General features: G+C 42.0%; 22 protein-coding genes and 1 tRNA gene. 9 read left to right on the top strand and 14 right to left on the bottom strand.

Annotation, left to right across the window (positions count from 1 at the left end; genetic code table 11):
- Positions 1-15: 15 nt before the first annotated feature.
- The 4 genes from prmC to V7K53_RS28575 all read right to left on the bottom strand — a co-directional run bounded on the left by prmC (position 16) and on the right by V7K53_RS28575 (position 3,267).
- Positions 16-906, bottom strand: coding sequence for a peptide chain release factor N(5)-glutamine methyltransferase (gene prmC / locus V7K53_RS28560; RefSeq protein WP_335200828.1), 891 nt, complete (start codon positions 904-906; stop codon positions 16-18).
- A 25-nt stretch (positions 907-931) separates the two neighbouring features.
- Positions 932-1,750, bottom strand: a complete 819-nt coding sequence (locus tag V7K53_RS28565; protein WP_335200829.1) for a Tic22 family protein — start codon at positions 1,748-1,750, stop codon at positions 932-934.
- A gap of 590 nt (positions 1,751-2,340) precedes the next feature.
- Positions 2,341-2,414, bottom strand: a tRNA-Pro gene (locus tag V7K53_RS28570).
- 301 nt (positions 2,415-2,715) lie between these two features.
- Positions 2,716-3,267, bottom strand: a complete 552-nt coding sequence (locus V7K53_RS28575) for a GNAT family N-acetyltransferase (RefSeq protein WP_289795344.1) — start codon at positions 3,265-3,267, stop codon at positions 2,716-2,718.
- 460 nt (positions 3,268-3,727) lie between these two features.
- Here V7K53_RS28575 and V7K53_RS28580 point away from each other — a divergent pair, with 460 nt between their 5' ends.
- Both V7K53_RS28580 and V7K53_RS28585 read left to right on the top strand, forming a co-directional pair.
- Positions 3,728-4,447: a hypothetical protein gene (locus tag V7K53_RS28580; RefSeq protein ID WP_012410214.1), complete on the top strand. Its 720-nt coding sequence runs from the start codon at positions 3,728-3,730 to the stop codon at positions 4,445-4,447.
- A gap of 115 nt (positions 4,448-4,562) precedes the next feature.
- The gene (locus tag V7K53_RS28585) at positions 4,563-5,480 is read left to right on the top strand and encodes an alpha/beta fold hydrolase (protein WP_335200830.1); all 918 of its coding nucleotides are present in this window, start codon (positions 4,563-4,565) and stop codon (positions 5,478-5,480) included.
- A gap of 279 nt (positions 5,481-5,759) precedes the next feature.
- On the opposite strand, the gene tsaD is transcribed toward V7K53_RS28585, so the two are convergent.
- Entirely contained in the window at positions 5,760-6,809 is a 1,050-nt protein-coding gene (tsaD, locus tag V7K53_RS28590) for a tRNA (adenosine(37)-N6)-threonylcarbamoyltransferase complex transferase subunit TsaD (protein WP_335200831.1), read from the bottom strand.
- A 287-nt stretch (positions 6,810-7,096) separates the two neighbouring features.
- Between tsaD and V7K53_RS28595 the strand changes: the two genes are divergently transcribed.
- The 3 genes from V7K53_RS28595 (at position 7,097) to V7K53_RS28605 (ending at position 8,579) form a co-directional block, all read left to right on the top strand.
- A complete protein-coding gene (locus V7K53_RS28595; RefSeq protein ID WP_335200832.1) occupies positions 7,097-7,591 on the top strand; it encodes a Photosystem I reaction center subunit III in 495 nt (164 codons plus the stop codon).
- Between the two features lie 39 nt (positions 7,592-7,630).
- Complete coding sequence (psaJ, locus tag V7K53_RS28600; RefSeq protein ID WP_094339707.1) at positions 7,631-7,780, top strand: photosystem I reaction center subunit IX; 150 nt, start codon at positions 7,631-7,633, stop codon at positions 7,778-7,780.
- Positions 7,781-8,057: 277 nt separating this feature from the next.
- Positions 8,058-8,579 carry a photosystem I reaction center protein subunit XI gene (locus V7K53_RS28605; protein WP_292745206.1) on the top strand — a complete coding sequence of 174 codons (522 nt, stop codon included), beginning with the start codon at positions 8,058-8,060 and terminating at the stop codon, positions 8,577-8,579.
- Positions 8,580-8,659: 80 nt separating this feature from the next.
- Here the strand turns inward: V7K53_RS28605 and gmk are convergent, their stop codons facing one another.
- The 6 genes from gmk to tyrS form a co-directional block, all read right to left on the bottom strand.
- A complete protein-coding gene (gene gmk / locus V7K53_RS28610) occupies positions 8,660-9,259 on the bottom strand; it encodes a guanylate kinase (RefSeq protein ID WP_335200859.1) in 600 nt (199 codons plus the stop codon).
- 166 nt (positions 9,260-9,425) lie between these two features.
- The gene (remA, locus tag V7K53_RS28615) at positions 9,426-9,692 is read right to left on the bottom strand and encodes an extracellular matrix/biofilm regulator RemA (RefSeq protein ID WP_041233849.1); all 267 of its coding nucleotides are present in this window, start codon (positions 9,690-9,692) and stop codon (positions 9,426-9,428) included.
- A 383-nt stretch (positions 9,693-10,075) separates the two neighbouring features.
- A complete protein-coding gene (locus V7K53_RS28620; protein ID WP_335200833.1) occupies positions 10,076-10,204 on the bottom strand; it encodes a DUF29 family protein in 129 nt (42 codons plus the stop codon).
- Positions 10,205-10,319: 115 nt separating this feature from the next.
- Positions 10,320-11,000: a hypothetical protein gene (locus tag V7K53_RS28625; RefSeq protein ID WP_335200834.1), complete on the bottom strand. Its 681-nt coding sequence runs from the start codon at positions 10,998-11,000 to the stop codon at positions 10,320-10,322.
- Complete coding sequence (pyrF, locus tag V7K53_RS28630; protein WP_335200835.1) at positions 10,997-11,728, bottom strand: orotidine-5'-phosphate decarboxylase; 732 nt, start codon at positions 11,726-11,728, stop codon at positions 10,997-10,999. Before pyrF ends, V7K53_RS28625 begins: the two co-directional genes overlap by 4 nt.
- 14 nt (positions 11,729-11,742) lie before the next feature.
- The gene (gene tyrS / locus V7K53_RS28635; protein ID WP_335200860.1) at positions 11,743-12,933 is read right to left on the bottom strand and encodes a tyrosine--tRNA ligase; all 1,191 of its coding nucleotides are present in this window, start codon (positions 12,931-12,933) and stop codon (positions 11,743-11,745) included.
- 173 nt (positions 12,934-13,106) lie between these two features.
- Here tyrS and V7K53_RS28640 point away from each other — a divergent pair, with 173 nt between their 5' ends.
- Entirely contained in the window at positions 13,107-15,032 is a 1,926-nt protein-coding gene (locus tag V7K53_RS28640) for a transglycosylase domain-containing protein (protein ID WP_335200837.1), read from the top strand.
- Positions 15,033-15,140: 108 nt separating this feature from the next.
- On the opposite strand, the gene V7K53_RS28645 is transcribed toward V7K53_RS28640, so the two are convergent.
- Positions 15,141-15,464 carry a DUF1825 family protein gene (locus V7K53_RS28645; RefSeq protein WP_094349476.1) on the bottom strand — a complete coding sequence of 108 codons (324 nt, stop codon included), beginning with the start codon at positions 15,462-15,464 and terminating at the stop codon, positions 15,141-15,143.
- A gap of 126 nt (positions 15,465-15,590) precedes the next feature.
- Complete coding sequence (locus V7K53_RS28650) at positions 15,591-16,523, bottom strand: J domain-containing protein (protein ID WP_335200838.1); 933 nt, start codon at positions 16,521-16,523, stop codon at positions 15,591-15,593.
- Between the two features lie 255 nt (positions 16,524-16,778).
- On the opposite strand from V7K53_RS28650, the gene V7K53_RS28655 reads away from it, so the two are divergent.
- The 3 genes from V7K53_RS28655 to V7K53_RS28665 all read left to right on the top strand — a co-directional run bounded on the left by V7K53_RS28655 (position 16,779) and on the right by V7K53_RS28665 (position 18,645).
- Positions 16,779-17,597, top strand: coding sequence for a DUF6745 domain-containing protein (locus V7K53_RS28655; RefSeq protein WP_335200839.1), 819 nt, complete (start codon positions 16,779-16,781; stop codon positions 17,595-17,597).
- A 125-nt stretch (positions 17,598-17,722) separates the two neighbouring features.
- On the top strand, positions 17,723-18,097 hold the full coding sequence (locus tag V7K53_RS28660; protein WP_194042368.1) for an NINE protein: 375 nt from the start codon (positions 17,723-17,725) through the stop codon (positions 18,095-18,097).
- A 14-nt stretch (positions 18,098-18,111) separates the two neighbouring features.
- Complete coding sequence (locus tag V7K53_RS28665) at positions 18,112-18,645, top strand: ComEA family DNA-binding protein (RefSeq protein WP_335200840.1); 534 nt, start codon at positions 18,112-18,114, stop codon at positions 18,643-18,645.
- 72 nt (positions 18,646-18,717) lie between these two features.
- On the opposite strand, the gene lepB is transcribed toward V7K53_RS28665, so the two are convergent.
- Entirely contained in the window at positions 18,718-19,290 is a 573-nt protein-coding gene (lepB, locus tag V7K53_RS28670; protein WP_334813911.1) for a signal peptidase I, read from the bottom strand.
- Positions 19,291-20,404: the final 1,114 nt, after the last annotated feature.

Genomic DNA, 20,404 nt, shown 5'->3' on the forward strand with positions numbered 1-20,404 from the left:
CATAACTCATCACTCCTAACTTTTGTAGGCCAGGGCAAAACGTTCAATTCCAGCTAAATCAGCGTGAATTTGAATCTTACAATAGCTACCTTGATTTTGTAAAAGTTCTCGCACTGCATTCGCTTGTCCAGCCATCATCTCAATTAGCCACACGCCACCCGATTGCAAATAACTAGGGGAGACTTCGATCAAATGACGAATGCAATCTAAGCCATCAAGGCCACCATCCAAAGCTAGATGTGGTTCGTGGTTAACGACTTCTGGTTGCAAAGTCAGTAAGGTGCTGGTGGGGATGTAAGGGGGATTCGACACCATACCACTGAACTGACCTTTTAAGAATGTCAGTGGCTCCCACCAGGAACCTTGATAAAATCGAATCCGGTCAGCAAAACCCAAATTATCAGCGTTGGTTCGAGCGATCGCCAGAGCCTCTAAACTGTAATCAACTGCATGAATTGTTGCTTTTGACAAGACATCTGCTAATCCGATGGCGATTGCTCCACTCCCAGTCCCTAAATCTGCCCAATGTCCTGAAGTATTGCTAGTAGATGCTTTAGCTAAATCGATTAAACACTCTGTCTCTGGTCTGGGAATCAAAACCGCACTCGACACTGCAATTTGAAAGTTACGCCAAGGTGTCACACCAGCAATGTACTGCACTGGTAAGCGATCGTTTAATCGCCTCTGCCACAGATGGTCTAACTCTTCTAGCGGCAATTGCAGTTGAATTTGCGGCCAGCTTTTAAAAGACTCCAAACGTAGTGCCAAGCGGTCTAAACCTGCAACTTCAAGAAGCAGCCAATCTACCTCCATTGGTGGAACATCAGTGGCGATCGCTGCTTCGAGAGCTGCATTCCGCCACTGCCAAAGTTGTAAACCAGAGACTATCAGATGTTTCTCCCCCATACCTCAACCTTGGAGCGCATATCCGTTATTTTTTCGGAGCGGGGGCAGCAGCTGGCTTGGCAGCGGGTGATTGATTTGGCGCTAGGGAGCGAATAAAGTTGATCGACTCCCGTGATGGATACAGAACAATTTTATTGATACTAGGATCGCTGCTGCTATTGAGAGCTTCCATAACACCGTACAAATCCACTACCTGAATTTCAGTATTGGCTCCTTCCTTTGGCACGGCTTTTTTGAATTCCTCTAATAGAGCCACTGCTTGTTCTTTCTCAAAAAAGAAAGGGATGTATCGCTCATTACCTTTGGCAAGGGGAATAGTCAAATAACTATTATCTTTCTTAAATTTGGGTACAAATAAGGGAATACCATTGAATTGCTCTCCCTTTTTACCATTTTGATTGAGCATACTTGTTGCCGAAGCTACCTGTGCTTGCGTCGGGACTAAAGTATAAATCACAGAATCTGATTTCTTTTTGCTTTCTTGGACTATTTTATAGTAGTCTGCCAAGGACAAAGGTCTAACCTGTAGAGTGCTTGCCAACTGGGGATTTTCTTTTTTGAGTCGATTATCAAGGAATTTCTGAGCATCTTGCTTGCTAATAAAAAATCCCACTTGTGATACAGGCTTGGATGCGTTGTTTCTCGAAAGAACTACGAATTCGCCTTTAGGATTGGTGAGCGTGAATACTGGTACTTCTTGGAGCTTTTTCACTACCTGATCTTGTGGCAGAGCGATCGCCTCTAGATTGCCCATTCCTGGTATATTGCCTATTCCTGAAAGCCCTGTTAAAAATACACTGCCAGCTATACCCAATGTTGCGCCTAAGCGAATAAATGATTTCATGACTGCTCCTCGCATCAATAGTCCAATTAAATTAAACAAATGGTTGGATTTGCACAGCACCAACTAGCTTTAGTTATATAGCAATCTATTTCAGTTGTGAAAAATTCATTGTGCGCGTTGAGGTTGAGTGTTAAGCTCAACGGTCAAAATCCAATGTTCCTTAACTATTGAGAGTTGCTATGGTATCGTTTTCACAAATTGGCTGTGCTAACGTTATGTTTTTCTAGGTTTTGCTTCGCTATTGACCGCGAAATGCCGTAGATGCTTATTATATGTCTTCTCAAACAGCAAAAAGTCTCTCCATCTCTCCAAGCTTAGAGATGATAAATGCCATTTTATCGGCTTTTTCTAAAATTGGTTGACGCTATTAGTTAATCAATCGTTCCATCTGCGATTGCTTTAACATCTTCTCAAATCTATACAAAGCTCAGTGTTAAAAATTACCTTACTACTTAATTATGAAATTTACCTGTTAAGCTTCAACAGGAAAACAGCTTAATTAGTCTTCTCCATAAAAATATCCAATTAAATTGCAGATGTTAGTAAACAAAACCTAACTAACTGCTTAACTGTTAATTATATTAATTAAATCGGGATGACAGGATTTGAACCTGCGGCATCCTGCTCCCAAAGCAGGCGCGCTACCAAGCTGCGCTACATCCCGTTATACTTATCCACTTTTTTGGGTTTGGTTTTAACTCCCCATCAAAGCGATCGCGCTTTCACAAAAGCGTTAAGGCAATCATATCACATAACACCGCTCATGCCTAATATATTTATATCTTCTGCAAATACTAGCTAGATTAGATATTTAGACTGATAAAGGTTTGTCTGCCGACTTAGTTTTACAAGAGATATTACTTGTGCGTTCGTCGGCTAAACCTCGTCAAACCAAATTTAAATAATAGATTTGTACTACTATACCTGATTTTATTGTGCGAATCGGGTTTTATTTGGATTGAGCATTAGTGAGGATACCAGAACATACCTTTGATGCCTTCTGGATCGGCCATAAACCCCATAGTTCGGTAGAAATCTACAACATGGGGGTCAGCGAAGAGAGTGACATTACTAATTTCTTCACTCCTAAGTTTTTTGAGAACGTATTTCATCAGCGCCTTGCCCAGCCCTTGACTTTGAAAGTCTGGGTGAACCACTACATCCCAGATAGTGGCATTAAAGGCGTGATCTGAGGTAGCACGGGCAAAACCAATGAGCCGCTTTTGGTTTCCTCTCACTTGCCACATTGAAGCAACGAGAAAACTATGCTCAATAGCTTTTTTTACTTTTCTTAGAGGACGACGCGACCAACCAACTGCATCACAGAGTTCTTCTAGCTCATATAGGTCAATATCTCGTTCCGTGCTGAACACGATCCGAGCCTCCTTTGAAGCAGCTTCGCTAATGCTACTGGGGCTAGAGTTGCCCGCAGTTTCTGCTGTATGCTCTTCAAAGAGATTTGTCCTACTTGTCCCTACAGATTCAGGAGTACTAAACCAAGTTTTCCAAAAACCCATGCCAACGCGGTTCGGGTAGTATAACTGAATTGGTTTCCACTCTCAGGAGTGTTGATTCACTTTTAACATGGCTACCCCCATTTATTACCCTATTACACTCAAAGTTTTTCGGTTGCTTTCGGGATTTGCAATGGTAACAGCCAGTTAGAGCGTGTTTCACACCAATCATTTTCAACTTTAGCATTTTGTTGTAAAGGCTAGGAGAAATTCACCAAAAGCGTAAGGATATAAACAATTTCAAATTCAAAATTCATAATGGAAAAACCTAATCCTGGCAATTGCTCCTATAGAGCTTAAATGCAGGTTAGCTTAGGAGTGAATTGTATACACAGGATTGGGCATTGGGTATCGAGAACACTCTTCGTGTTATCCCCTTGTCTTCCCAGTCTCCAGCCATTAACACTTAGCCCCCAACACCCAGCCCCCAGATGACGAAAGCAAGCGAGTTTTACCCTTAACAATGGCTTCTGGTTTAAAATCTTCGACACTGGAACTTCTAAAGCGCTTTAACCGAGCGTTTCCCCAGTTTTATGAGCAATTCGTCAGTAGTGAAATTCAACTGCAAAATTTGCGGCTAGCCTACCGTCTCTATAAAACTAGACGCGCTGTTATAGAGCTGAAACCGGAAGGTAGCAAAAGTGCCCTGCATTTTGCTTACCGCAACCAGTCTTTTCTCCTCAGCGATATTTTTGGTGTACTAGCAGCTTATGGGTTGACTATCCACGGCTTAAGTCTATACGGTCAAATCCGTCCGCCAATGTTAGTTTTTATCAAACTGTTGGTATCTCGTGGTAGTAAAGCCTTGACCGAGAAAACCGCAGAAAATGTCTGTCGCGCCATTCGCGAGGCTTTAGGAGGTCGGTTTGAGGTAGAAGAGATGCTGGCAGTAGAATTTAATCTTGACACTGGCTTAGAGCAGGTACAAACTGAGTTTTATGTCGATCCAGTATTTCATCTCCCTGCCCTAGTTATTGAAGCTGATAATCAACCAGGATTATTCTACAAAGTGATGTACGCTATCTGGCAGGAAGACCTTTTGGTAGTCAATGCCAATTTATTGGTTTGGCGCGGACGTACACGGCTAATTCTCTACTTGTTAGGGCCGAATGAAAGCCTCATTCCTGAATATCTGGGTCACAAAATTGCTGAAGGAGTGCGACAGAGGTTGCTCGGTAAATAAAAAAAGTGAGAAGTTATGAGTTATGAGTTATGAGTTCAAAATTCCTCACTCCTAACTTCTAACTCTTTCCATTTTAGTATTTAGTCGCACCCGTCCTTAAGGGTACGATACAAGTATGGCAACTATCGAAATCTTGGGCGTTCCACACGCATACGAGCTAACGGCTCCCACTTCCTGCCCCCATGCTTTAGTATTTATCCACGGTTGGCTCAATAGCCGTGGATATTGGCAACCTGTGATTTCCCGCCTATCAGATGATTTGCAGTGCCTGTCCTATGATTTGCGGGGTTTTGGTGAATCCCAATCCCAGGTAAAAACCGATTTTAGTCGAGCACAAACGTCTTTGAGTCTGACGCCCATCTCTAGTAGTACGGCTGACTCATCTTTCGATTCTCTTTATACTCCTGCTGCGTATACTCAAGATTTAGCAGCTCTCCTGAAACAGTTGAATATTAGAAGTGCTTGGCTAATTGGTCACTCATTAGGCGGGACGATCGCTCTTTGGGGAGCAGATCAAATGCCTGAGCGTGTTAAGGGAGTTATCTGTATCAACGCTGGCGGTGGTATTTACCTCAAAGAAGCCTTTGAGCAGTTTCGCTCGGCGGGTCAGAAATTTTTGCAAGTCCGTCCGCGCTGGCTGTCCCAAGTGCCTTTGATTGATTTGCTGTTTACCAGAGCTAGTGTGGCTCGTCCTTTGGAGCGCTATTGGGCACGTCAGCGAGTAATAGATTTCGTTGTGGCTGACCCAGAAGCGGCTCTAGGAACTTTGTTAGACTCCACAACTGAAGAAGAAATCAATCGTTTACCTGAGCTAGTATCCCAACTGAAGCAGCCAGTTTATTTTTTGGCTGGCGCGGAAGACAAGGTTATGGAACCCAAGTATGTGCGCCATTTAGCTAGCTTTCACAGGCTTTTTCAATATTGTGGGGACAATGTTCTGGAAATTCCTAATTGCGGACACCTGGCTATGTTGGAACAGCCGGATGCAGTAGCCGATCACATCCGGGCGATAGTCAATAGTTATAGGGTATAGGGCATTGGGCATTGGGCACTTGTACTGAGTTTCGACACAACGACTGCGCTCAGTGCATCGCTGCGCGGTAATCGAGCGAAGTCGAGATTCAACTACCGCGAAAGCGAGTGCGTCTCGAAGAGAAGTCGTTGGCGTGGTCACTGAGCGTAGTCGTTCGCGCAGCGTCTCGTAGAGAAGTGCAGCCTCTCCAAGAGTTGTATTGGGCATTGGTAGTTACAAATGACAAATGACAAATGACAAATGACAAATGACAAATGACAAATGACAAATGACAAATGACTACTCAACAGGTTGATACAACTTCATCACCTGAGTAAGCCCTAATCTAGATTCAACGCTTAGTGTCAAGGGAGACGTATGACCACGGGATAGATGGTCAGCGGCGGCACAGCCAATCATAGCAGCATTATCGGTACAGAATTTTAGAGGTGGGAATAGGACGCGTAGGTTATGTTTAACAGCGGCGGCTTGAAGATTTTTTCTCAACCCGCTATTAGCTGCTACACCGCCGCCAATGGCAATTGTGTCTAGACCATAGTCAAGGGCACAGGCGATCGCTCTTTTGGTTAGCGATCGCGCTACCGCATCCTGAAAGCTAGCTGCTACATCTGCCACTGGTATTTGTCCGCTATCTTTCTCTAACTGCTGCACTAAACGTAATACAGCCGTTTTTAAGCCACTAAAACTCGCATCATAACGATGAAACCCCCCACCGGGTAGAGAAACTCTTCCTTCCGGTAAAGCAAAGGCTTGAGGATTACCCTGCTGTGCCAACTTGTCAATCACTGGCCCACCCGGATAACCCAGTTTTAATAATCGCGCTACTTTATCAAAGGCTTCACCTGCAGCATCATCACGGGTTTGTCCCAGGGTTTCGTAAATACCACAATCTTTGACATAAATCAAGCTTGTATGTCCGCCTGAAACCAGTAAGCTAAGAAAAGGGGGATTTAAAGTTGATTCGCTCAAGTAAGTTGCGTAAATGTGACCTTCGAGATGATGAACTCCCAAAAATGGCTTGTTATGTACCATCGCTAGAGTTTTGGCAGCAGTTAACCCTACCAATAGCGCTCCTACGAGTCCAGGGGCACATGTGGCGGCAATTGCGTTAATTTTTCCCCAGTCTAGTTGGGCTTGCTCTAAGGCTTGTGCGATCGCAACATTTATCGTTTCCAGGTGCTGGCGAGAGGCGACTTCTGGTACTACCCCGCCATACTGCTGATGGACTGGAATTTGTGAGGCTACAATACTGCTGTAAACTTTACGATTGTTAACAATTGCGACGGCTGTTTCATCACAACTGGTTTCTATTGCTAAAACGGTTGTCATTGAGAGTAATCACTGCTGGGTGCTGAGTCTGGAGTCCTGAGTAATAGAGAATAGAGAGAAAATCTTGCTTCTTTACTACCCTACAACAACAATTCTTATACTCGACGCTCTAACTGGGAACTCAACACTCTATTTTGGTTGAGAAGCTTTAACTTTTATTTACTTAAACTTTACTCGGTTCCCACCCAAGAGTATGATGACTTCCTAGTTATGCAAATAAACAACTGTACAAGCCGCTTCGTTTTGTACAAAAAACTTCTTGTTTTGTAATAAAAGGAAACAACTCTATGCGACGATTGTTTGCTTTGATGTTAGCGATTAGTCTTTGGTTCAACTTTGCCCCCCCAGCGCAAGCTTTAGGAGCTAATTTGACACCGTGTAAAGACAATCCCGCTTTTCAAGAGCTAGCTGCTAATGCCCGTAATACTACCGCCGATCCCGAATCTGGGAGAAAGCGGTTTGAGCGTTATTCTCAGGCGCTGTGCGGCCCTGAAGGATATCCTCACTTGATTGTTGATGGTCGTCTAGATCGTGCTGGTGACTTTTTAATCCCCAGCATTTTGTTTCTATATATTGCTGGTTGGATTGGTTGGGTAGGTCGTGCCTATCTGCAAGCAATCAAAAAGGAATCTGACACTGAACTCAAAGAAATCCAAATCGATCTTGGTTTGGCACTACCGATAATAGCGTCAGGTTTTGCTTGGCCAGCAGCAGCAGTCCAAGAATTTCTCTCTGGAAAATTAGCAGCCAAGGATACAGAAATCCCCATTTCTCCACGCTAAATCAGCTTCACTAATTCATTTGTTTTGGAGACTAAATTCATGGCAGACAAAGGCGACCAATCAGCTTATTTGATTAAATTCATTTCCACTGCGCCTGTAGCAGCTACCATCTGGCTGACGATCACAGCAGGTATCTTGATTGAATTCAACCGCTTTTTCCCCGACCTACTTTTCCACCCACTGCCATAAGTGTCAAATGGGATTTAGGACTGTTGAGTGAATGTATTGTTTCTTGCTTAATATTGTGTAGTTGATGTATTCAGCTTAGTTAGGCAGAATTATCACCAAAATAGACAGCAAAAATAGTTTTTTGAAACTCGTGATACTGTTTACAGATCGCGAGTTTCACAGTTTTCAAATAAGCTAAATTAATTTTTCTAAACTTCCTAGCAAAAAGACATCTTTGGCTACAATTATTATTAATATAAAAATGCCACCATTTTAATTTAGAGGCTGAACATAAAATATGGCACAAGCAGTAGATGCATCAAAGAATCTTCCCAGCGATCCCAGAAATCGGGAAGTTGTTTTTCCCGCATTCGGCGATCCACAGCTAGGCAATCTAGAAACCCCGGTTAATTCTTCTCCCTTGATCAAGGGGTTCATTAATAATTTACCTGCCTACCGCCCAGGTCTGGCTCCTGCTAGACGCGGTTTAGAAGTTGGTATGGCTCATGGTTACTGGCTATTTGGCCCCTTTGCCAAATTAGGCCCACTGCGGGACACAGATAATGCTAACTTAGCTGGGTTACTGGGAGGTATCGGCCTGGTTGTTGTTCTTACTGGCGCCCTATCGCTGTATGCCAATAGCAATCCACCTAAAGCACTTCCTAGTGTTACAGTACCTAAGCCACCAGCAGATGCTTTTAACTCTAAAGAAAGCTGGAACAACTTCGCCAGTTCTTTCTTGATTGGTGGTATTGGTGGTGCAGTAGTTGCTTACTTTTTAACTAGTAATTTGGCACTAATTCAAGGTCTATTTGGTTAATTACTAGGAGTTAGAAGTTAGGAGTTAGGAGTTAGGAGTTAGGAGTTTAAATTCATGACTTCTAACTCTTAACTCCTAACTTATTTAAACAAAACAGCTTCAATATCATTTAAAGCAGTTTCGAAATCGTCATTAACGATTTGAATATTAAATTCATCTGCGGCTTGAATTTCTTCTTGGGCACGGAGCAGACGACGGGCGATCGCTTCTTCAGAATCTTGGGCACGAGAGCGTATTCGTTTCTCTAATTCATCAAAGGAAGGCGGTAAAATAAAAATGCTGAGGGCACTGGGGAAGGAAGCACGAATTTGTCTTGCCCCTTCTAGTTCAATTTCCAGCACCACCAACTTACCGGAATGAATTTGGTTAAGTACAGCTTCACGGGGTGTGCCGTAATAGTTACCAGCAAATTCTGCCGATTCTAAAAATTCACCTTCAGCAACTAATTGTTCAAACTTACTGCGGCTGATGAAGTAATAACTTTTTCCATCGATTTCCCCTGGACGGGGAGAACGAGTTGTCACGGATACGGAATAATAGAGTTCTGGATGACGCTCTAGGAGCGATCGCATTAAAGTGCCTTTACCGACCCCACTGGGACCAGTTAAAACAATTAACCTGCCTAAATGTAAGCATTCTTCGGTAGTCGCACTATTCTGGATGGGTAAAACTGGCATCATCCCCTCAACCTGTGAATCAATCAATACATATTATTCATTAGTCTTGTGTTCCTGGTCTAGTCCACTGGTGACTAAAAAATTTGTAGCAAGAGTGACAGAAAATTTGTCTAATTCACATGGTACTACCGATACGGTGCAAAGAGGAGTGGGAAAAACCCACTGCTAGTCAATTATCTACAGTTTGATGCTCGCGAGAAATCACAAAGCGATTCGCTACCGTTTCTGGCTGAATCGCTGACAGAATTACGTGGCTGGAATCGGTGATAATTACAGCCCTAGTCCGACGACCGTAAGTTGCATCAATCAGTTGACCTCTGTCTCGTGCATCGGTAATAATCCGCTTAATCGGGGCAGACTCTGGACTGACAATGGCAACTACTCGGTTGGCAGACACGATGTTACCAAAGCCGATGTTGATTAACTGAATGTCCATAAAAAAAACTGACGCTAAACGCGGTTTGATAAAGCTTGAAATAAACTTCTTTCCATGTTATCGCCAAAAAACGGGAGTTACAACGCTTAAATTCAAGCCAATCTGCGTTTTTAAATAATGTCTGCTTTTTTTGGCTATTTATTAGCTATTTTTCCTAAAAATATTCCTAAAGATACAGGCAAAATCATACTAATACAAGCTAATTAAGTGATGTATCTTCATCAAAGAAACTGAGTAGCCCAAGGTGAATTCAAAATTCATAATGACACTTGCGGACTCGCTAATAAAATTTAAAATGAATACAGTGTAAGCATTTTACTAATTTTAAATGGGTAGTTTATTTATGCCATGCTGTAAAAATTTAGCCGATCTTGAGCAAGGGTCTATGCCGCGCTAGAGCATTTCAAAGGAAGTAAATAACTTTCGAGCTTATGTTTTTGCTCATTACCCAATTTTTCAATCTCCTTAATCAAATGATCCCAATCAAGATGCTCTAAATTTCGTTCTTGCAATTATTTCAATGTAGTTTTTAACCACAAGTTATAATCCTGTTTATAGAGAATTTGAGTAAGTATTTTTAGACATTACTTAATATTCTTCTAATTTAGGAAGATTAGGAATTTGGTTTTATTGACGTAAACTTCCAGCTTCACAATCGCGCAGCCAAGCTTTAACCCCTTGGGCAACAGTCCCATTACTACTATCGCGTGGCGGGGATAGTGGCTGCTGTTGTGAATGGGAACCAGCTTGAGAAAACATCATCACTAGTTGCCAACCACTTTTAGTTTTAGTCAATAACAGCCAGTGAAATTGTTGCAATTCTACAACTTTCTTACCTATGTACTGCCGCTCCAAGGTAGTAAAGAAAACTTGCTCAACTCCTGATGCAGCGCTTTTAGATGCATCTGCACTATATTCTTCAAGGTTAAGGGGCAGAGGAATAAACTCAGGTCTTCCTGCCACTAACATATAACTGTAAACCTGACTGCTTCTAGTGAGGCGGCGGGCGCGTTGACTAGCACGATTGGTATAACTAGGTAATTTTTGCAGTAGCTGTATAGTTAATGTTTCTAAATTTTGCTCAGAACACAAAGACTTCGCACCACTGTTGAAATTTTCCCTTTTTGCTAGCGCCGAGGGTTTAGGGGTAGGGTTTATCGAGAAGGCTGGGTAAGCAAAGCTATTTGAGACTACAACCCAGAAGCCACAAGCAAAAAGGAAACTATAATTTTTCTGACTGAGCGAACAGGCAAGATTGTTCTCCCCGACACCCTGCACTCTGAGTTTCTCACTGACTCTTAGCTTCATGCCACCGTGGTTAACTCCTCAGAAATCCTCTTCCAGGCTAGCTCAGGCTCAGTAGCAGTGGTGATGGGACGCCCAATCACTAGATAATCTGCACCGGCAATAATTGCTTGGGCTGGAGTGAGCGATCGCTTTTGATCGCCTTTATCTGCCCAAATTGGTCTAACCCCCGGACAAACTAGCAAAAAGTCATTTCCACAAGTTTGTCGTAGCTGTGCCACCTCTTGAGGCGAACAAACTACCCCATCCAAACCAGATTCTTGAGCCAAGAGGGCCATTTCTAGAGCATATTCTGGCAATTCTAGGGGGATTTTTAAATCAAATGCCAACTGCCGAGCAGAAATGCTTGTTAGCAGGGTAATCGCAATTAACTTTGGTGGCTGTACACCTGCTTTTGCAGCTCCTTCCTGAGCTGCCTCAGTTGCGGCTTTCAGGGCATCTCTACCAGCAGTCGCATGAATTGTCAGTAAATCCACTCCGTATCTAGCTGCACTCCGGCAAGCACCAGCAACGGTATTGGGGATATCATCAAACTTTAAATCCAAGAAAATGCGCTTTTGCCGAGACTGTAACACTTCTAGAATTTTCGGGCCAGTGCTGGTAAACAACTCTAAACCGACTTTCCAGAAACTAACTTGCGGTAGCCGATCTATAAGAGCGATCGCAGCTTGCTCATCTGGTACATCCAAAGCCACAATAACTCGTTGTTCTAACTGTTCCCTATTCCCCATTCCCCACTCCCCATTTAAAGCACTAAGCGCACAAACTTATTTTTCCCAACTTGTAAAACTTTACCTTGTAATTCACCAGGAGCATCGAAAGTAGTATCAGCATCGGTAATGCGATCGCCATCTAGGCGCACTCCACCCTCTTGAATTTTCCGCTTTCCTTCTCCCGTACTTTTGCACAAGCCAGTGACATTGAGAATATACGCTAACTTAGTAGGGAACTGCTGCACGCCAGCTAGAGAAAATTCTGGAACTGCACCTTCCTTGCCGCCGCTTTGGGCTGCTTCTTTTGCCTCTTGGGCTGCGGTTTCGCCGTGATACTGTTTAACAACTTCCCATGCTAAGAGTGTTTGGCGATCGCGAGGATTTTCTGGCAGTCGATCCAAAGGTAAATCCGTCAACAGTTCAAAATACTGTTCTAAGAGATTATCGGGAACTCCTTGCAACTTTTGATACTTTTGTCCTGGGTGTTCTGACAATCCGATATAATTACCTAAAGACTTAGACATTTTTTGCACGCCATCCGTGCCAATCAAAATTGGCAGCAGCATTCCAAATTGGGGCTTTTGACCAAAATGGCGCTGCAAATCTCTGCCTACAGCAATATTAAATTTCTGATCGGTGCCGCCTAATTCCACATCTGCCTCAACTGCAACCGAATCAAAACCTTGCATTAACGGGTACAGGAACTCATGGATAAAAATTGGATTCTCTTTTTTATAGCGATCGGCAAATCCTTCTTTCGCTAACATCTGCCCCACGGTCATCGTGGAGAGTAACTCCAAAATTTTCTCTAAGTTGAGCTTAGAGAGCCATTCGGAGTTATAGCGCACCTCTAACCTTCCTGGTGTGTCAAAATCCAAAATAGGACGTACTTGATCCAGATAAGTCTGAGCATTTTGAGCTACATCTGCTTCTGTAAGCTGACGACGCACTTCAGATTTACCAGTTGGATCGCCAATACGTGCTGTAAAATCGCCAATAATTAAAACTGCTGTATGACCTGCATCTTGAAAACCTCGCAGTTTTCGTACTGGTATGCTATGACCTAGATGAATATCAGTACCAGTAGGGTCAATCCCTAATTTTACCCTTAAAGGTTGGTTTGTAGTTAGTAAGAGCCTTTCTAGACTTTCGCTGTTAACATCAACTGATTGTGGGAATACTTCTACTACACCACGACGCAACCAAGCAAAATCTTGCGTCATTCCAAGAGATTCATTATTAGCTATGTTTTGCACACTAGAAGTTAAGTTGGTTATATTCACTGGCAATTTATCCACTTTCTCATCTGCCAAACTACTATAATTGCAAAAAACTAACCGCCTTGCTTCACCCAATCAATTACAGTTAAATTTACAAGTGAGGAAGTGAAATAGCCGTGTCGTCGTCTAGGACTTTTGAAGATAAACAGCCACAGCGTCGGGCTTCATCAGGTTTTGAGTTTTTGAAAGGAGTCGGTCAGGTAACTGGCGGTACTCTCCTCTCAATCACCATGCTGGCAAGTTCCATTGTAGCCGGAGGACTGGTTGGTTTAGCCATCAGTTTCCGTAATTTGCCAGATGTGAGACAGCTACGTAACTTCTTTCCCTCAGAAACGACTTACATTTATGACGTTAAGGGCAAACTCTTAACGAGTATTCACGGGGAAGCCAACCGAGAAGTCGTACCCTTAGATAGAATTTCCCCAAATTTAAAACGGGCAGTATTGGCAAGTGAAGATAGCCACTTCTACGATCACCACGGTATCAACCCTACTGGTGTTGGACGTGCTGTAGTAGTTAACGCTGTAGCCGGTGGAGTTAAAGAGGGTGGCTCTACTGTTACTATGCAATTGGTAAAAAACTTATTTTTGTCTCGTAAGCGCGCCTTTACCCGGAAGTTAGCGGAGGGGGTGCTAGCAATTCGGTTAGAGCAAATTCTCACTAAAGACCAAATATTAGAAATGTACCTCAATCAAGTTTATTGGGGTCATAACAATTATGGTGTACAAACGGCAGCCCGCAGTTACTTTAATAAATCATCAGAATATTTAAGCTTGGGTGAGTCAGCAATGATGGCGGGTTTGATCCAAGCACCAGAAGAATTCAGCCCGTTTGTGAGCATGAAGCTGGCAAAACAGAAACAAAAAGAAGTGCTAGGACGGATGCTGGAATTGAACTGGATCAACCAGTCAGAATACGACAATGCCCTCAAGCAAGAAATCAAACTTGGCAGAATTAAATCCTTTCAAGGTAGTGCTTTACCTTATGTAACCAATACCGTAGCGCAGGAGTTGGCTAAAAAGTTTGGGCGTGAGACACTACTCAAAGGCGGAATGCGGGTGCAAACTACAGTTGACGCCAACTTCCAAATCATGGCTGAGGAAACTGTCGTTAAGTGGCATAAAACACTTCTGGGACAAGGATTATCTAAGAATCAAATGGCCCTAGTGGCAATCGATCCGCGCACACATTTTATCAAAGCACTGGTGGGTGGTATAGATCCTAAGACCAGTGAATTTAATCGTGCAACTCAATCTCAGCGCCAGCCCGGATCTTCTTTTAAACCGTTTGTATACTATACTGCTTTTGCTACTGGTAAATATGGGCCAGACTCAACAGTAGTAGATTCTCCAGTTAGCTATCGAGATGGTAACGGTTGGTACTTTCCCAGAAATTATGATGGCGGTTTTAGTGGAGCTATGCCAATCCGCAGAGCTTTAGCCCAATCGCGCAACATTCCGGTGATCAAGATTGGTAAGGCTGTGGGGATGAATAGAGTCATAGAAACGTGTCGTACCTTGGGCATTATGAGTCCAATGGAACCTGTGACTTCCTTACCACTTGGTGCAATTGGTGTCACCCCTCTGGAAATGGCTAGTGCATACGCTACCTTTGCTAATTATGGCTGGCAATCTCCACCAACTGTAATTGCCCGTGTCACCGATAGTAGTGGTAACGTGTTGCTAGATAACACCCCTAAACCACAGCTAGTCCTCGATCCTTGGGCATCAGCCGCAATTCTAGATGTGATGCGATCGGTAATCACTGAAGGTACAGGTAAAGGTGCTGCTCTCGGTCGCCCAGCCGCAGGGAAAACCGGAACAACATCATCAGAAAAAGATATTTGGTTTGTTGGTACTGTGCCACAGTTGACAACTGCTGTCTGGGTAGGAAGAGATGACAACAGACAATTAGCTGACCATGCCACAGGTGGTGTTATGGTTGCTCCCATTTGGAAAGATTTTATGGAGAAGGCACTTAAGAACGTACCTGTAGAAAACTTCAAGCCCCCTTCCCAGTTTTCTCGTCCCAAGTCACAATAATTGAATTTTAGATTTTGAATTTTGGATGGCCAATGAATCCAAAATCTGTCTTGGAAAGTTGGAACGTCGACTCCCGGCGATCTGACTTTCCGCAAAATCTAAAATTGACTAAGGCTGTTTTTCTAGCTCGGCTTTCATCCGTTCTAAAGTGAGGTGCATTTGGTCAAACATTTGTTGCGGGGTGACACCGAACTGACCTAATTGCGTTTTCAGTTGTTCTACTGTCATTTGTGCCATGAAATCTTCTGATAGCTCGAAGCGCTTCATAAAGATACGGTACCGATCCATCATGGTTTCCATTTGCTCAATAAACAGCTTTTTGCCATCGCGGTCAAATTTGCCGTAGCTGTTGCCAAGCTTGATCAGCGCTTGATAATCCTCAAACAACTGTTTTGCTTCTTGCTGAACTATTTCCGAATCGAAGAATCCCATATTGCTTATATTAAACTGAGCACCCAGGCTCAGTAGCTTAATAGTTTTACTTCTATTTATTATTTTAGTCTAGGGGAGTAATCTAGTCACGAAGCTTCGGTTTTGGTACGGTTTGTTACCGAAATTTCAACACTTGACTTGAGAAGGTTTCCCCTTGTTAAATCGACTTAATAAAGCCGCGATACTCAGAGCTTTAGCCATTGATTTAGGATTGGTATTTTCACCTGGTTCAATTTTCAACCTGGTAGCGTATTTCTGAGCGAGTAAATCTTGCGGGTTAAGTTTTAATGCTTGACGGATGTAAACCCTGGCCATGCCGATAAATTTCTGTTTTAGATGTACTAAACCTAATAAGGCATAATAGTCGCTGTTATTTGGCTCTAACTTGATAGCATCTCGCAGTTCTTGTACGGCTAGGGGCCAATTGGCTAGCCTGACGTACTCAATAGCTCGCTGGTAGTGACGTTGAGCGTAGTTTGTCAAAACTGGTTTGACATTAGTTTTTTCATTTAATGTCAATTCAACTGGCTTGACTTCTATCTCAGGGGTGATGCGAACAGCTTTTTGCGGTATAAACAAGTCAGGTTTATGCAACTGTAAGTAAACTAAATTCAGTATGCTAATTTGTTGTGTAATTTGATAAAACTGGTGGAGTGATTTGTATTGAGCTTCTGCATAGGAGGCGATCGCTTCTTCGTAAAATAGTTCTGCTTGGGGTGCAGACATTTCTATAATTTCCTTAGCTATGGCACTTTGCCCACACAAAGCTTGCTGCTTTAATACTCTTGCGTCCGATCGCAGCATGGCTATGGCAATCAAGCGCTTGTGTCGATTTTTGAGTTGTTCATAAGCTGGATTGATTAAATAGCTAAGTATCGCTGTTGCTAATTCTTGGTCTGGATTGCAGCTTTTAGCATAGCGATCGGGATGTAGCAGTTTCGCTAAAGTGTGATAGCGTTTAAAAATCTGGCGATCGTCAGCACTCACAGAAATTCCTAGCACAGCGTAAGGATCACAAAGCTGTTTAAACCATTCTGGCGGTAGGAAGGTCTGTGACATTGCAGTAATCTGATCCGTTAAAAACTTAAAATTAACATCAAAGCTCAATGCACAGTCATGTGAAACTTACTCAAATTTATTTAAATATTAAATTGTGGGGCTTACCACCCAAAAGTCGGCAGGGCAAAACAGGGTAGTTGACTAAAATAGACTCATCCGCGAAACATAAATGAGTCAGGGTTTTTGCTGGATATAGAAAACTGAGTTCTTAATTTGGATAAAGTCGAGCTAAATAAAAGAACATAAATTCAAGTAATGATTACAAAATTGACACCTCAACAACAAGAGTTGATTGCATCATATCAACGAAAATGGAGAGCAATTAGCTTATCAACAGAGCGTATTGACCGCAAGCAACTATTAGCTGTACTTGAGGAAGTATATAGTTTGTATCCTGAAGGTGGCCCAATGCCTGAAGTCATTTTTTTTGAGAGTCCTTATGGTGCCTTTAGTGCTGAGTTGATACTTGCAACAGCTAACTTTAACGGTCTGACTGATGATGAGGTAATCAATGAAGTAGCTAGTTTACAAACTCTTCGTGGTGAGGGTCAGGTAAGAACTGATTTATGGTTTGATTTGCATACGTATTTATCTCCTATCGAATTGAATCCCCAAATTAATCAGGAGCTTTGGGAAGTTTTAACAAAAAATCTTGTAGATGAAGTAGGTATGACAATTCATAAACAGTTGTGGAAAATTTTATGGAATTGTCTTACCGAAAGGTTATGGAGTGAGTTGAAAGATACTCCTAATGCTTATTACCGTTTTTACGATAACTTTATTGATCTTGACTCAGAATGGGCAAGTTACGCTGGGTTATTCGATTTTTGTATCAACGAACTAAGTTATCAACACGATCAAGAGCAATGGAATGTTTACCAAGCTGTATGTAGTGAGTGTGGCTGGTGGTTTCTACCATCGCCTAGACATTACATAATTTGCGATCGTCCAACAAAATTACTGCTTGACGATCGAGGTAAACTCCATACCGATGGAGAGCCTGCAATTCAATTTGCTGATGGTTTTGGTGTATATGCTCGACATGGCGAAATTTATTCAATTTGTTTTCCTTAAAGCTTAGGGGCAGCCGCAGCCATGCGTTCTTCTCTACGAGACGCTACACGAACATTTTTAATTGTTTCTGTGCCTTTTGGCTATCTTATTGTAGGAACTATGGTATTCGTATATTTATTAGAAATATGTTGACTAAGCGCAAAAGTCGAAGTGTTGCCGCTGTTTTAGCTTTTTCTGGCACGCTGACAATTTCAGGATTACATAAATTCTACCTGGGACAGCCGCTGTGGGGTGTTTTGTATGTGTTGCTTTCTTGGACACCGATCCCCAAGGTAGCTAGTGCGATTGAGGGAGTTTGGTATTTAGCCCAAGACGAAGAAGCTTTTGATCGTAATTTTAATCTCGGCAAGTCAGCGGCAAGAAACTCACAAAAAGCGATTAATCAGGTAGGAGCGATCGCTGACGCAATGCGGGAATTAGATGCTCTGCGCCAGGATGGACTGATTTCAGAGTATGAATTTGAACAAAAGCGCCGCCAATTGCTAGACCAGATTTCTTGAGGTAAGCAACAATCATGAATAACTGGCTACCTTTAAATTCCAGGCTGCAAAAACTCCGCGCCAAGCTCCTCAACGATCCCTACTATCGCCTACAATCTGGGGAAGAAATTCAGATAGCGGCTCAATTAGGTATCCGCATTGATGCTAATCAAGCGACTGTAGATGATTGGTTACGTCTGCCAGGTTTGTCAATTCACCAAGCGCGATCGCTTGTAGAACTTTCACATTCAGGTGTGAAATTTTACTGTATTGAAGATATCGCTGCGGCTTTGGGTATACCAGCGCCGCGCTTAGAGCCATTAAAGCCTCTGCTGAATTTTATTTACTATGACCACGAATCTTTAGAAAATCCTATCCATTTAATTAACCCGAACACAGCAACCGTTGAAAAATTAGCACAAATTCCATTTATAGATTTGTCTCTAGCGCAAACAGTGGTGCAAAATCGGCAATCAGCCGGTCCTTACCGTAACCTGGCTGATTTCCAGCGACGGCTGGAGTTAACTGGTGATGCGATCGCCCAGATAATGTATTATTTGAGGTTTTAAGTTAAAAGTTAGAAGTCTTAAAATAACTCCTAACTCTAGCAATTTTGGATTGAAATAAAAATCCAAAATTGATTAAATGAACCCAATGCGATCGAGAGGCCAAAAGCGAAACGTTGCCCGACCGATGACATTTTTTCTAGGTAAAAAGCCCCAATAGCGAGAGTCATTACTATCGTTGCGATTATCTCCCATAACGAAAAATTCGTCTTCTGGGACTTTTACTGGTTGGTATGGCTGATTTGGAGGTTCCGCGATGTAGTCTTCTGCCAAAGGTTGACCGTTGAGGTAGACTTTGCCAGAAGCAACACTAATTACCTCACCAGGCTGGCCAATAACTCGCTTGATAAACGCTTGGTCTTTGGGATATCCTCGACGTTGTAGTTCTGCGGGTGGCTGAAAAACAATAATATCCCCAGTTATGGGAGGGTGAAAATGGTAGGAGATTTTTTCAACTACCAAGCGATCGCCAGTATGTAAGGTGGGTAACATAGAGTCAGAAGGTATATACCGAGGTTCGGCAATAAAAGTCCTGATTAAGAATGCCAAACACAGTGCGATCGCAATTAAAATCAGATTTTCTTGCGAACTACGCCATACTTTTAACGACGCACGCTCTTTTTTTGCATCACTTTCGTGAGGAATCATAAAAGTTTCTAGCCAGTTTCAGAAGTGAGACAAATACCTTGATTATTTTGACTCAAAAGTTATATTAATAGGAAAACAGGGTTTCGGGTCAACCTATACAGACATTAAATAATACACTTATCCATTTGCTAAAGATAAGCAAAAGTACTGTAAAGAAACTATGACTTATCTAAGGTAATATAAGCTAATAATTAGGATTGCTAAATAGATAATTAAAAATAAAAAATTCTAATTGCTGTAATTATAAGGCAAGTTATGAGAAAATTGTAAGTTTTCTTTCTTCCTGCAAAAGAAGCTAGTTACATACTGCTAGAGCGATACAACCACTAGGTTCTTTCTTTAAACAGAAAATTGGTCATAGAGTTGCAAAATAGTCTACCTCATGTTTGACAGTATCTACCTCACTTTACTGAAAAAGTCAGAGGACAGTCTTGCTGGAGGTTGAGTTGCAAGAAAATATATTTTGGTCTATATCATTAAGTGATATTACATAAATCTAGCCAAAATTTAAATGTATTTATAAATGCATAAATCTGGTTAAAAACAGCGTTTTTAGTAAAAAATACTACTTTCAGAGATGAAATATAGACTTTATTGCTTCAATGGATAAATTCTATTCCATTGTGATTTTAATCACTTACCTACATCTGCGAAATTAATTTCCGTAATTACACGGTGACAGTGCATATTAAACTGTACTATTAATTAAGATATAAACATACTTAATTATCTAGAAAAACATTCACAGACAGAAAGCTACTAGCAATTTGAGCTAAAGTATCAGCATCCGAAATCGAAGTAAGCTGCTGATAGAATTATTTTTCTTGAATAACTCAAAGGTGACTAGATTGAAAGAATAAATGGCCCTTGGCAATAAGAAACTATATTGAATCAATTTTCGTCTGGTCTATTTCATAGAAAGTACAAGGTAACATTCTGTCAGTTGAAAATTTAACTTTTTCTTAAAAAAGAAATAATGGCAACAGGCAGTAAAATATATCTTATCAAGATAGAACTAATAGTTTACCAGACTCTTATTTTCAAGAAACCCCACCCTTTTAAGTAATTTTGTATGTTAATCAAACAATTCACTTAAGTTGTAAACTATACAGTT

It is taken from the genome of Nostoc sp. (assembly GCF_036917355.1).
GTDB lineage: Bacteria > Cyanobacteriota > Cyanobacteriia > Cyanobacteriales > Nostocaceae > Nostoc.